This window comes from Streptomyces sp. NPDC031670 (assembly GCF_055580545.1).
The window spans coordinates 12130-25975 of record NZ_JBVILC010000040.1 but is presented as its reverse complement, the minus strand read 5'-3'; the positions used below and the strand labels follow the sequence as shown (position 1 = coordinate 25975).

Annotated in this window: 5 protein-coding genes; 3 read left to right on the top strand and 2 right to left on the bottom strand. The window is 67.6% G+C overall.

Going from position 1 to position 13846, the window contains the following annotated elements:
- Nucleotides 1-3681, bottom strand: a 3681-nt coding sequence (locus ACZ5ID_RS36175; RefSeq protein WP_468906812.1) for an FG-GAP-like repeat-containing protein, incomplete at its 3' end; no start/stop codon positions are given.
- Between the two features lie 635 nt (nucleotides 3682-4316).
- Here ACZ5ID_RS36175 and ACZ5ID_RS36170 point away from each other — a divergent pair.
- The 3 genes from ACZ5ID_RS36170 to ACZ5ID_RS36160 all read left to right on the top strand — a co-directional run bounded on the left by ACZ5ID_RS36170 (nucleotide 4317) and on the right by ACZ5ID_RS36160 (nucleotide 12947).
- Entirely contained in the window at nucleotides 4317-11207 is a 6891-nt protein-coding gene (locus tag ACZ5ID_RS36170; RefSeq protein WP_468906809.1) for an RHS repeat-associated core domain-containing protein, read from the top strand.
- A complete protein-coding gene (locus tag ACZ5ID_RS36165) occupies nucleotides 11207-11716 on the top strand; it encodes an SUKH-3 domain-containing protein (protein WP_468906806.1) in 510 nt (169 codons plus the stop codon). The genes ACZ5ID_RS36170 and ACZ5ID_RS36165 overlap by 1 nt, the downstream gene beginning before the upstream one ends.
- Nucleotides 11717-12449: 733 nt before the next feature.
- Entirely contained in the window at nucleotides 12450-12947 is a 498-nt protein-coding gene (locus tag ACZ5ID_RS36160; RefSeq protein WP_468906804.1) for a hypothetical protein, read from the top strand.
- Between the two features lie 334 nt (nucleotides 12948-13281).
- Here the strand turns inward: ACZ5ID_RS36160 and ACZ5ID_RS36155 are convergent.
- Nucleotides 13282-13846: FG-GAP repeat domain-containing protein (locus ACZ5ID_RS36155; RefSeq protein ID WP_468906801.1), on the bottom strand; the 565-nt coding region annotated here is incomplete at its 5' end.

The following is a 13846-nucleotide window of genomic DNA, read 5'->3' as shown; positions in this document are numbered from 1 at the left end:
CGTGTTGAAGTCGCCGGTGGTCAGGTCGCGGAAGGTGGTGAAATCGCCTTCGTTGGGCCAGAGGCGTTGGGCGGTGCCGAGGTGGCCGTTGCCGTCGCCTGCCCACCAGTAGAGGTTGCCTGCGCCGGAGATCGCGGCGATGTCGGTTTTGCCGTCTGCGTTGAAGTCGCCGGTGGTCAGGTCGCGGAAGGTGGTGAAATCGCCTTCGTTGGGCCAGAGGCGTTGGGCGGTGCCGAGGTGGCCGTTGCCGTCGCCCGCCCACCAGTAGAGGTTGCCGGAGCCGGAGATGACAGCGACATCCGACTTGCCGTCCCCGTTGAAGTCGCCGGAGGTCAGATCCCGGAAGGTCTTGAAGTCCTCCTCCGTGAGCCACAGCTTCTCCGAACCGCCGAGACCGCCGTTGCCGTCACCCGGCTTCCAGTAGAGCGTGCCCACCCCACTGATGTCCGCGAGGTCGGTCTTGCCGTCCCCGTTGAAGTCGCCAGGGGCCAGGTCGCGGAAGGTGAGGTAGTCGCCGTCGACCGGCCACAAGCGGGCGCCGTTGCGCAGGCTGCCGTTGCCGTTGCCGTGCCAGTAGTAGAGGGTGCCGGAGCCGGAGATGGCGGTGAGATCGCTCCTGCCGTCACCGTCGTAGTCGTTCTTGGCGTATGGCCGGTAGGCAGAGCCCTCGAGGGTCTGGATGGTCTTGCCCCAGACGCGCTGGCTGATGTCTGCGGCGGCGGTGAACGGGTACTGGCCCGCCGCGGGTGCCCGGCCGGGGAACTCGATCAGGCTTCCGCCCCAGGTGGTGGAGACGAGATCGGCGTAGCCGTCGCCGTCGAGGTCACCGTCGGAGGTGATCGACGGATGGGCCAGCACGGAGAAACCGGAGCCGATCTGCTGGCGGGTGGTGATGTCGCCCAGTCCCGTCGGGTCGCCCACGCGGTTGTAGTACGCGTACAGGGCGCCCGTGGTGGTGTCGCGCGCCCACAGATCCGGCAGGCCGTCACGGGCGGCGCCGCTGGCGGCGCTGATGTCGCCGGGGGCGAGGACGGTCATGCTCTGCCAGCCGCCGGCACCGATCTGGACCGGGTTGACGAAACGGCCGTTGCCGGCCCCGTGGAACAGCCAGAGCACACCGTTCTCCACGGTGACCAGGTCGTTGCCGCCGTCTCCGTCCACATCGCCGGGCGCGATGAGCTGGGTGACTTGTTGCCAGTTGTCACCATAGCTGCGGCACTTGGCTGCATCGAAGACGCAGTCGGGCCGGGTCACCGTCACCAGCTGGGCCTTGGTGAAGTCGCCGTTCGTCGGGTTGAGGTAGAGATACAGCTCCCCGCCCTTGTAGGCGAACAGGTCATCGACAGTCTGCCCGCCGTGCAGGGAACCTCGGTGGGCGAGGATGGCCCCGGCCCACGTGGCGGTGGACGGCAGCTTGCTGGGCGCCTGGTAGGCCGCGACAGTACCGCCGCGCGCCGGGTCGTCCGTCCCGACGGGGTACATGCGGATGTTCCCGCCCCCGTCCACGGTGGCGACGTCCGGCAGGCCGTCACCGGTCAGATCCCCTGCCACGGCCTTGGCGTTCGGATTGCCCGGCACGTAGAAGTCGTACTCGTACGTCCGCGAGCGGTTTCCGGCGTTGTCGACCGCGGCCACGTACAGCACGTTCGTGCCCCAGTGGCCGGGTGTCAGGTTCAGGGAAGCCGTGCCGTTCACGGCGTCGACGGTCGTGGCGCCGCCGACCGGGAGAGACCGGTTGAAGGAGTATTCGAAGTAGTCGACGCCGCTTCCGCCGTCCGAGGCGCTGAGCCGGAACGTGCCGCCGAACCGGTCGTCCGCGTGGTGCGTCGTGACCGTGGAGCCGGAGGCGGGGTAGTCGTCCGACGCGACCGCCGGCTCCGACGGCGGTGTCCCGTCCACGCGGAAGTGGCAGACGGGTGTGGTGGCGGAGTGGCTGATGCCGTCGTCGGATCGGGCGTACCAGCCGTACAGATGACCGTCGGTGAGGGTGCCGACCGCCTTGTCGACGGTGGTGCCGCTGGAGACCCAGGCGGTACTGGAGCCGTTGTCGCCCATGCCGATGACGCTTCTGCTGCTGTCCGAGTCGTCCCAGATCCCGAACTGTCCGCGGACCTGCTGGTCGGAGTCGGCGTCGGTGACCGTGGCCCGGAGGTGGATTCCGTCATCGGCCGCGTTGGTCGCGCCGATCCAGCCGATGGTGTTCACCCCGCAGTCGGGCGTGGTGGGAGAGACGGAGGCGGGGGTGGTCCCGGGTGACGTGGGCACCTTGGGGACGGTGTTGTACTGCACGACCAGGGACGCGCTGGTCGAGAACCGCTTGAAGGCGTCCCGGTTGCTCTCGTCGGCGGCGAAGACGCCGACCGACAGACTGGCGCCCGCGTTGTCGACGGCCGAGGTGACATCGGCCTCGGCGAGCTGGTCGCCTGGGCAGTCGTTGTTGCGGGTGCCGGTGACCGAGGCGCTGCCGATCTTCTCGCGGGCGCTGGGCGCGGTGTTCCAGGTGATGCCCGTGCTGAAGGGGTCGGTGCGGTAGACGTTGAGCCCGTACTTCTCGCAGCCGATCGAGGCGGAGTACGTCTCGGTCATGGTGAGGGTGGCCGAGTGGATGACCTTTCCGGCGTACGGGGACGTGTTGAACCTGTAGTAGACGCGCTCGATGCCGGTGTCGGTCTGGTAGCCCTGGTAGCCGACGCCGGGGTTGCCCCACTTGCCGGTGTCCCAGGCGCTGCTCTTGTACGCCTCCCAGACGGCACCCCAGGTATTGCTGTCGGTCCTGCTCGGTTCCCAGTTGGGGTCGATGTACACCGGGTAGTGCGTGTCGGTGGCGGTCAGCAGGTGCTGGTCGGGGGTGAGGGTGATGGCTCCTTCGGCGGTCCGGGCCTGCAGGTCGGTCTGCTTGGCCCCCGTCCCCGGTCCGTCGGGCGAGGAGCCGGTTTCTCCCGCGGCGACCGCGCGTTCCTGCACCAGGGCCCTGTTGCGCGTCACCGACAAGCCGGACGTGGCGGGGCCGGATGCGGCGCTGGAGTCCCACATCGTCGGGGTCGGCGCGGAGAAGACCGCGGCTCCCGTGCTGTCCTTGGCGCTCAGGCCGCCGTGTGCGTCACCCGACAACGTCAGTCCGCTCGTCGTCCAGGCGGCGAGCCGCACGGTGGCCAGCTTGGGGTTCGCGGCGGCTTCGCGGGTCTTGACGATCAGGACCTGGGTGAATCCGCCCTGATCCTGCGCGGTGACCCGGAGGTCGACGTCCGGAAGGACATTGGGATACAGGGCGGCTCTGCCGGACACGGTGGGCGCGGGCAGCGGGTCGGGCCAGGAGAGCGCGAGTTGCCTGCCCTCGGGAGTGGTCATCCTGGCAAGCGGGCCCGTGCCGCCCGGGGAGAACGCGAGAGCGGTGGGAGTCGCGGTGGTGGTGATCGCCCCGTCGTCGCCGCGCTGGAGGGTAGCGTCGAGCGGAGCCCACTGCCCGTCCTTCTTCACCCGTACGGGAGTGACGTTCTGCCTCTGGGTGAAGCTTCCGTCCGGGTTGGCGGTGAGCGTGCTGGTCGGGGTGGTGGCGCTCTGCACGGGCACGGCGGAACCGGTCGCCCTGGCCTGCGCCGCCGCCTCGGCTTCGGCAGCCTGCGGACCGGTGAGCGGAGTCGATGGTTCCGTAGCGGTGTGCTCGATGGGGTTCGGTTTCACAGGAGCGGGGGCGTCCCCCTCGCCGGCCGCTGCGGGCCCGGCACCGAGTGCCACGGATATCAGGGCGCCACTCACCGCCAGACTCCAGGCCGAGGCGATCGCTTTTCGCCGACGCCGTCTTTCGGTCCCCATGCTGCTCCTGTATGGCTGCGGAATCTGGAATTCAGCCCGCTAATTCAGCGAGCGCCCGGGGAGCATATACGGGGAGTCCGACATTCAGTGCGCGTTTTCATGACGGTCTGCATGCTCAATGGGTTCAATGGACGTATAGCAGGTAAGTCGGACTTGTGATCCATGGAGAGTGACACCGACGCTCAAGGCGGCGTCGTGCGGGTATAGAGATATACGGGACGAAATGCCCTGCTCAGTCCGTGGTGGGAGGGTGGACCTTCTGTGAAGTGTCCGATCTGGGTCATCTGGCGCCGCAGTAGGGGATTTGAGGTCCTTAATTTGCTCACTCTTTGCGCTGGCGTGGGGCGAGCAGCACCCTTCCGCTGCTAGTTTTCCGGTCTCTTTTGCTTGCTGGGGTGGGGACTGTAGTGAGAAGCAGGGGCGGGTATTTCTCGCAATTTTTTGGCCGGATTCGACGCGCGGGCAGAACCCGGGAAACGGTGGCATTGGCCGCCTGTTTCGCGTTGGTTCTGACGCTGCTGTCCGGGGCGCCGGTGCTCGCTCAGGGGCACCATCTGCCCAAGCAGTGGTCGCCGCGGCCACTGGACAAGGCGCACTCGGTGCCGGGGCACGACGTCGAGCCGCACCAGGCCGCCGCGCTGTCCGGTGCTCACGGCTCGTCACCTGCCAAGTACCACCCGCTGTCCGTGACATGGCCTTCTGCGACTCGTGTTCAAGTCAATCCGGCGGCCGACAACAGCGCGCCCCCGCAGGCGCCCTCGCGGCAGTCGGTCACGCGGCTGCCCTACGCCGAGCCGGGGCCGGCCCACGCGGCCGGAACCCCGGTATGGGTCGGCCGCCCGGGTGCACTGACCAAACAGCGTACGAACCAAGAGACCGGCAAGACACCCACAGCGGTCACCGTCGCCGTCGCGGGCCGCACCGCCGCCCAACGGGCCGGAATCAATGGCGCCCTGTTCTCCCTGACCGACACCGCACCGCACCAGGCCGGCGGCAAGACCTCGGTCGGTCTGGACTACACCGGCTTCGCCGACGCCTACGGCGGTGACTACGCGGCCCGCCTCCAACTGGTCCAACTGCCCGCCTGCGCCATGACGGCACCGGACGCCCCGGCGTGCCGCACGTCCAAACCCGTTCCTTTCCGCAACGACTTCGCGAACCACCGCCTCGTGGCCGACGTCGCGCTGCCCGGCGCCGCCACGACAGGCAGCGCCCAGCCGCTCGTGCTCGCCGCGACGGCCGCCCCCGGCGGGGCCGGCGGCACCTATGGCGCCACCGCGCTCTCGCCCTCCGGGAGCTGGAGCGCGGGCAACTCCTCCGGCGACTTCACCTGGACGTACCCGATCAGCGTGCCCCCGCCGCTGGGCGGCTCCGCGCCCTCGGTGGCGCTGTCGTACGACTCCTCCAGCATCGACGGCCGTACCGCAGCGACCAACAACCAGGCCTCATGGATCGGCGACGGCTGGGACTACCAGCCCGGCTACGTCGAGCGCTCGTACAAGCCGTGCTCCAAGGACGGCGAGCCCAACACGGTCGGCGACAACTGCTGGGCTACCGACAACGCGACGCTCTCGCTCGGCGGTCGCACCGTCAAACTGGTGAAGGACGACACGACCGGCATCTGGCGTGAGAGCGGCGACGACGGCTCGCGGGTGGAGCACCTCACCGGCGCGACGAACGGTGCCCAGAACGGTGAGTACTGGAAGGTCACCACGACCAACGGCACCCAGTACTACTTCGGCCTCAACCACGCGCCCGGCAGCACCACCACGCCCACCACCAACTCCACCTGGACCGCCCCGGTCTTCGGCAACAACACCGGGGAGCCGTGTCACGGGAGCACGTTCGACACATCCTGGTGCCAGCAGGCGTGGCACTGGTCGCTGGACTTCGTGGTGGACCCCAACCAGAACGTGACGACGTACACGTACAAGACCGAGTCGAACTACTACGCGCGCGGCACGTCCAACACCCTGACGCCCTACATCCGCGCCGGCTATCTGACCACCATCTCCTACGGTCAGCGCGTCCCGGACGCGGTCGCCGGGAGCAAGGCCGCCGCCCAGATCGTCTTCGCCACGTCCGAGCGCTGTGTCTCCGACTCGACGTTCACCTGCCCCGACACGCCGCCCACCACGACCACCGCCAGTCACTGGCCCGATGTGCCGTTCGACCAGAACTGCGCTTCGACCGGGACGTGTTCGAACCACGCGCCGTCGTTCTGGACCACCAGGCGGCTCACCACCATCACCACCCAGGTCCTGGTCGGGTCGGCGTACTCCTCGGCGGACACCTACGACCTCACCCACCAGTTCCCGGCCACGGGCGACACCAACAAACCGGGACTGTGGCTCGCGTCGATCACCCACGCGGGCAATGACGGCGGCACGCTCAGGCTGCCCGCCGTCACCTTCTACGGGACACGGCTCGCCAACCGGGTCGACACGACCACCGACAACATCCCGCCGATCAACCGGTACCGGGTCCGGGCGATCGTCACCGAGGCCGGCGCCCAGATCAACATCACGTACAAGTCACCGGAGTGCGTCAAGGGCACTCACATGCCCGCCGCGCCCGACAGCAACACGATGGCCTGCTACCCCGTGTACTGGGTACCGCAGGGTGCGAGCGATCCGACCCTGGACTGGTTCCACAAGTACCTGGTCGAACAGGTCACCGAGGTCGACAACTCGACGCTCGGCGCCGCCGCCAAATCCACTTCCTACGAGTATCTGGGCGGGGCGGCCTGGCACCACGACGACGAAGAGCTGATGGACCCCAAGAACCGCAGCTGGGGCCAGTTCCGCGGCTACGGCGAGGTCGTCACCCACACCGGCACCGCTCCCCAGGTACTGACCCAGAGTTCCGCCGTCTACCTGCGCGGCATGAACGGGGACCTGAAGGCCGACGGTTCCCACAAGTCGGTCACCGTCACGGACTCCGCGGGCGTCTCGCTGGCCGACGACGATCAGCTGGCCGGTGTCGTCCGTGAGAGCCGGGCCTACGACACGGCCGGCGGATCCGTCCAGGAAGCCACCTTCCGTACCCCCTGGGAAGGCCGCGTCACCGCCACCCACAAACGGGCCGGTCTGCCCGACCTGACCGCCCGGCTCGGGGGCACCGCCAAGGTCCAGACGAGTGCGCTGCGCGCCGCCAAGACCTGGCGCACCTCGGAGATCGACACCTCGTACGACACGGACGGACGCGTCGTCGCGGTCGACGACAAGGGCGACGGCACCTCGGCGACGCCGGAAGTCTGCACGAAGACCAGCTACGCGCAGAACGCGACGTCCTGGGCCAACATGATGGCCTTCCCGTCCGAGGTCATCAAGATCGCCGGAAGCTGTGACAGCACGCCGAACGCGGACAACACGCTCGCGGACAACCGCACCATGTACGACAACAAGCCGTTCGGCTACGTCCTGGGCACGGGCGACGCCACATCCACCCAGGTCCTCGACCACTACGACAGTTCCGGCACGGCCCAGTTCAAGACGATCGGCACGAGCACCTACGACGTCTACGGCCGTGTGACGAGCGTGACCGACGCGCTCGGCGCCACCACGTCCACCGCCTACAGCCCGGCGACCGGCGTGCTGCCGACCTCCGCCACGAGCACCCAGCCGGTCGTGGCGCCGGCCACCACGGGCTGGAAGAGCACCACCACCTATGACCCGCTGCGGGCCGCGCCGCTGACCACGACCGACGCCAACGGCCGCATCACCGACCTGGCGTACGACCCGCTCGGCAGACTCGCGGCCGTCTGGCTGCCCGGCCGGCCCAAGGCGAGCAAGAGCGCCAACAAGCGCTTCACCTACGCGCTCAACAAGGGCACCCCGAGCGTCGTCACCAGCGAGACGCTCCGCGAGGACAACTCCTACACGATCGACTACAAGCTCTACGACGGCCTGCTGCGGTTGCGCCAGGAGCAGCAGAGCAGCGCCGACGGCGGCACCGGCCGGCTGGTGTCGGACACCTTCTACGACACCCACGGCTGGACGGTGAAGACCAACGCCCCCTACTACAACACCACCAATCCCGCTCCCACGCTGTTCGTGGTCAGCGACGACCAGGTGCCGTCGCAGACCGGCACGTTCTACGACGGCATGGGCCGCCCCGTGGCGCAGACCCTCTCCAGTCTCGCCGTGGAGCAGTGGCGCAGCAGCACCGCGTACCCAGGCGTCGACCGGGTCGACGTCACTCCTCCGCCCGGCGCCTCGGCGACCAGCACCCTCACCGACGCGCGCGGCCGCACGGTCGAGCTCCGCCAGTACCACGGAGGCACGCCCACAGGCCCGTCCGACGTCACGCGCTACCACTACGACGCGTCCGGCAACCAGGACCAGGTGACCGACAGCGCCGGCAACAAGTGGAGCACCACCTTCGACCAGCACGGGCGCAGGGCCTCCTCCACGGACCCGGACACCGGCACGACCACCTACGGGTACGACGACCTCGACCGGCTCACCTCGGTCACCGACGCCCGCCACAAGACACTGGCGTTCACCTACGACGAACTGGGCCGCAAGACGGCCGAGTACGCCGGGTCGACGAGCGGTACGAAGCTGGCCTCGTGGACGTACGACACCCTGGCCAAGGGACAGCCGACGTCGTCGACGCGCTACAGCAACGGCAACGCGTACACCAACGCGGTCACCGGCTACGACGTGGCGTACCGGCCGACGGGCAGCACGGTCACGATCCCCGCGGCCGAGGGCAAACTGGCCGGCACCTACACGACCACTGCGGCGTACACACCGAACACCGGTCTGCTGGACACCGCCACCATGCCGGCGGCGGGGGGCCTGGCCGCCGAGCCGGTCTACTACTCGTACAACCTCGCCGGGAAGCCGATGCTGGTGGGCGGAGCGGCCGACTACATCAGCGGCATGTGGTACACGCCGTACGGCCAGGTCCAGCGCAGCCTCCTCGGCGACGTGCCCAAGCAGGTCTCGCAGACCAACAGCTACGACCCCGCCACCGGCCGGGTGCTCAAGTCGACGCTGGACAAGGAGAACGGCACCACACCGGTCGACGTCACCAGCTACACCTACACCCCGTCGGGCGCGGTCACCTCGGCCTCGGACGTCCAGGACACCGGCCAGATCGACACGCAGTGCTTCAGCTACGACTACCTGAACCGGCTCACCGAGGCGTGGACCGACAAGGGCGGCACCACCACGGAACCCGCCCCGAAGGTCTCGGGCATCGGCGGCTGCGCCAACACCACGCCGAGCGCGGCCAACCTGGGCGGCCCGAACCCGTACTGGCAGTCGTACGGGTACGACCTGACCGGCAACCGTACGAGCGAGGTCGACCACGACGTCACCGGTGACACGACGAAGGACGTCACCCACACGCAGGCCTACCCGGCGCCCGGCCAGCCGCACCCGCACGCCGTCCAGTCGATGACGGCCAGCAGCCCGGCCAAGGGCACCAGCACCGAGACCTTCGCCTACGACGAGTCCGGCAACACCACCGCCCACACCACGGTCGCGGGCACGCAGAACTTCACCTGGACCGACGAGGGCAAGCTCGACACGGTCACCAAGACCCAGACGGAGAAGGGCACGGACTTCGTCTACGACGCGGACGGCAACCAGCTGCTGCGCCACGACCCGACGACGTCGACGCTGTACCTGCCGGGCACCGAGGTGGTCCTGAACAAGGACACCAACGCGACGAGCGCCACCCGCTACTACGGCGTCCCGGGCTCCCTGACCCTGGCCCGCACGAGCGACGGCCGCCTCACCTACCTGGCCTCCGACCCGCACGGCACGGACAACGTCGCCGTGGACTCCGCGACGCTCACGGTCCAGCGCCGGCCGACGGCCCCCTTCGGCCAGAACCGGACCGGCCCGACTCCCGCCACCTGGCCCGGCGACAAGGGCTTCGTGGGCGGGACCGTGGACACGGACACGGGCCTGACCAACCTGGGCGCCCGCGAGTACGACCCGAACCTGGGCCGGTTCCTGTCGGTGGACCCGGTCTTCGACGCGGGCGACCCGCAGGCTCTCAACGGTTACGCGTACGCGGACAACTCCCCGCTGAACAACGCGGACCCCACCGGGCAGACGATCTGCGACTTCAACCCGGAGAAGTGCAACCGGGGCTCCTCACCGGAGACGAAGAGCGAGGACGCGTACGCCACGTACACGGCCACCACCGGCACCGTGTACGACTACCACCCCGCGCCGCCCAAGAAGCCCAAGCACCACCACTGGTGGCAGAAGGTCTGGGACAAGATCGAGACGGTCGCCGTGGTCGTCGTGATCACGGTGGTGGTCGTGGCGGTGGTCGCGGCCTGCGTCACCCCGGCAGGCGTCGCCTGCGCCGGAGTCATGATGGCGGCGGCCACCGGAGCCGCCGAAGGCGCCACATTCGGAGCGACAGCCGCGGCGGCCGGGGCCGTGATATCAGCGGGCGGCGAAGCCCTGGCGGCGGTGGGAGCCGGCGCGGCGATCGTCGGCGCGGCGGCGAAGGTCGCCAAGGGCATCTCCAAGGCGGTCTCGAAGTCGGGGGCCGAGGGGGAGGCGGGGGCGGTGGCCGCCAAGGGCGAGGCCGCTGCCGGAGGCGAACTCGCCTCCGCGGGGCCCGGATGCAAGACGAACAGCTTCCCGGCCTCGACGACAGTCCTGATGGCCGGCGGCGCCGCCGTCCCGATCGACCAGGTGAAGGTCGGCGACACCGTCGAGGCCACGGACCCGCTGACGAACACGACCAAGTCGCAGAAGGTCACCCATGTGGAGGTGACGCTGACGGACAAGGACTTCACGGACACAACGGTCCGCACGGCCGAGGGCGACAAGGTCGTCACCTCGACCCAGCACCATCCGTACTGGGACGCGACGCGCAGGCAGTGGGTCGATGCCACCAACCTCAAGCCGGGCGAACAGCTTCGTGAGCCCGATGGCAAGCTGCTCACGGTCGTCAAGAACCGCAATTACCGGCGGACGGTAACGACGTACAACCTTACTGTCGAGCACGTCCATACGTACTATGTGCTGGCGGGGGTCACGCCGGTCCTCGTCCACAATTGCAACCTAGCTGACTATGCGGAGAGTGTTCGCAACGAACCGGGGACGAAGTTTGCCTCTGAGTACACGTCTCCTTCGGGCGCGAAGTACTACGGCCGCAACAAGCATGGTCTGCAGGCAGAAGGGCCGTTGGCGGATGCTCTCGAACGGGCAGGTCATCATGGAGGGTGCGCGGAGGTGCACTGTCTAATTCAGGCGCAGGCGGCGGAGGGGCCTGAGGCCATCAGTGGTGGAACCATGCAGACGGTGCAGACACGAAATAACTCCATGCCGACATCTAATACGGCTGGTCATGGTGAACCGGGTCGCCCCTGTGGCCGTTGTGTCCGACTGCTAGAAGACCTGGAGATCAATTGATGTCCCTGATTCGATTTGACTTGCTCAGCGAGGGGTTGCTGGGAGCGCTTGTTGCGTCTGGATGGAGTGCAGGCAGAAAGATTGATGTGGCCCAATGGCTGGAACCGCTGGAGGGAGAAGGGTACCGGGTACATCCATTGGCTGAAGCAATCCTCTCTGCGGTGGGCGGACTCTCGGTTGAGCCGGTCAATCGAGTTGGCCCGAACTTTAATAATGACGAGCCTTATAACTTCGACCCCCTCGCCGCTGGATCCGGACAACGTGATCTAGCGGAAGAGGTAGAGAGTATTCTGGGCGGGAAATATTTTCCAATTGGTGAATGGCTCAGCTATTCAAGCGTTTTCGTTGAAGCTAGAGGAAGGGTGGTTGCTGCTGGTATGGGCTGGATCTGGGATCTCGGTTCCACCTTTGAGGATTCTCTTGAACTGGCAGTCTGCGCGAACCGCCCGCTGGTCTGCCTGCATGCCGATCCGGGACTCGATCCCTGGCCGAAGCCTGGTGCCCGTTGACGAGACTTGGCCCCGTCGGACTCGTCTGATGGGGTTGCAAGTCGGGCGGACGGTGTGTCATTCGCGGCGATCGAGCGCGTGGCCGAGGGGGTCGTGGTGTCGCGCTGGGTGCAGCTAGACGTATGTAGTGACGGAGCTCAGGCACGGTGACGTTAAGGTGAGGCGCCGTTCGGAGCTCTTGGTTTTGGTGGGCAGGGCGGCGAGGCTGCTGGAGTTAGTGTGCTGAGCCGTCGGATGCTGGCGGTTCCGCCGACGCGGTCGGAATCTCCTCAGCGCATTCAGAGTGCTTAGCCCTTGCGGGGACGGTGTGCAGGGCGAGTTCGAACAGCGTCCGCGGTGCATTCGTCGTCAGAGCAGCACGGTTAGACGGTAGGACGTTTGCTCTATGGAGACTCGTGGCTCCGTGAGGGCCAGCGGGGCTCCTTTTATCCCTGGCCACGCCCTGGGATAAACGAAGCTCTTCGAGTAGCACGACATTGCCACTGGAATTGCACCGACGAGCCGGACGGGGATGGAGTCATGCATCCCGCATATTTTTTCAGGCTGGGGGGCTATAGTTGCTTGGTGGCCCACCTTGGTGCGAGGCACCCAGTCAGTGGATTTGGTGTTGGTTTCAAGGGTATTGCCATAGGTAGCAACCGTTAGATTCCCTTGTGGGTGGCTTGTGTGATAGTCGATTAAATTCCCTCGTAGGGGCTTTGCGAGGTGAAGTCGTTCACGAAATGGGGTTCCGTTGAAGATTCGAATGTACACGGTGCGGCAAGCAAGAAACGTATCGCTCTTCTTGGGCGGCGCACTGATCGCCGTTGCCGTGAGCCTGTCGTCTGTCTGGGCGCAGGTGTTCCTTGGGCTCCTGGCCCTGCTCGTCGTCGCGCGGTTCTTGTCGCTGCCCTCTCAGATCTGGGTCCTCGTTGAACCCAGGGCCATAGCTTGGAAGACGCCGAGAGGTGGGGTGAAGAGCGGCCTCTCGCCCTCCGGATCCGTCCGTATGGAGGACGTCGCCTCGGCGGCTGTGGTCAAGGAGCAGGCGAGCGTCCGGGTGTTCGGGGCGCGGAAGCAGGTCGAGATGCGGGGAGTGCGGCTGGGGCTGCGGTCCGGGGAGAGCGTCATGCTGCCGCTTCGGGTCGTCGCCACCAACGTGAGCGCCACCTCGCCGCTCCGGGTGCTCGTCGACGAACTGAAGCGCCAGCACCCGGAGTTGGCCTCAGGCTTGGCCGTACCCACCATGTGAGCCAAGGGGAAGCACCCGGACCGGTGCCCCCGGTGAAATCACATTTCGTCGGGGTTCGCCCTTCCGGCGGGCGCTGCAAGACGACCCGCGACGGTACGGTGGCCACATGCGGACGCTGGTGAAGTGGGCCGTGGGGTTCTGCGCGTGGAACGTCTGCCGCACCCCGTTAGCCCGGCGAGCCGGCCCGTCAGGAGTAACGAATCCCATGATCGGATGCGGACAGAGCCTCCGCGGCGTTGTATGAACAGAGACCACCCTGAGGAACATTCGTGTTCGGCGGGACGCTCGATGAGGTGCGGCCCGCCGATGTCAGCGGTCCCTCGCTCTCTGGGTGTTACCAGCCGCCGGTGAGCCGCAGCCGGCTGGTGAGCTGGGCGGTCCCGTCGTTCACCCATTGGTCGAGCTCGCCGGTGGCGTCGCTGCGGGCGATGAGGTGGTCGCGGCCCGGCTCCCGGAAGGCGCCGGAGGTGGTCTGCGTGTAGTTCCAGTCGTGGCTCAGAAGCTCCTTGAAGCGGAAGGTGCCGTCGGCGTTCGCCCTCCACAGGTACAGATCGGCCCGGCTGTCTTTGGCGATGAGGTCGGGTTTGCCGTCGCCGGTGAGGTCCACGGCGGTGGTCTCGGTGAAGCTCCAGCCCCCGGTCAGCTGACGCGGGCCACCGAAGGTGCCGTCGCCTCGGCCGGTCCACAGGTGGAGGTTGTTGGCGGTGTCTTTGGCGATGAGGTCGGGTTTGCCGTCGCCGGTGAAGTCGGCGGCGGTGGTTTCGGTGAAGTTCCAGCCGGTGGTGAGCTGGCGGGGGCGGTCGAAGGTGCCGTCGCCTCGGCCGGTCCACAGGTGGAGGTTGTTGGCGGTGTCTTTGGCGATGAGGTCGGGTTTGCCGTCGCCGGTGAAGTCGGCGGCG

Coding starts and splice junctions, on each gene's coding strand:
- ACZ5ID_RS36165 (WP_468906806.1), top strand. CDS start 11,207: ATGTCCCTGATTCGATTTGACTTGCTCAGCGAGGGGTTGCTGGGAGCG.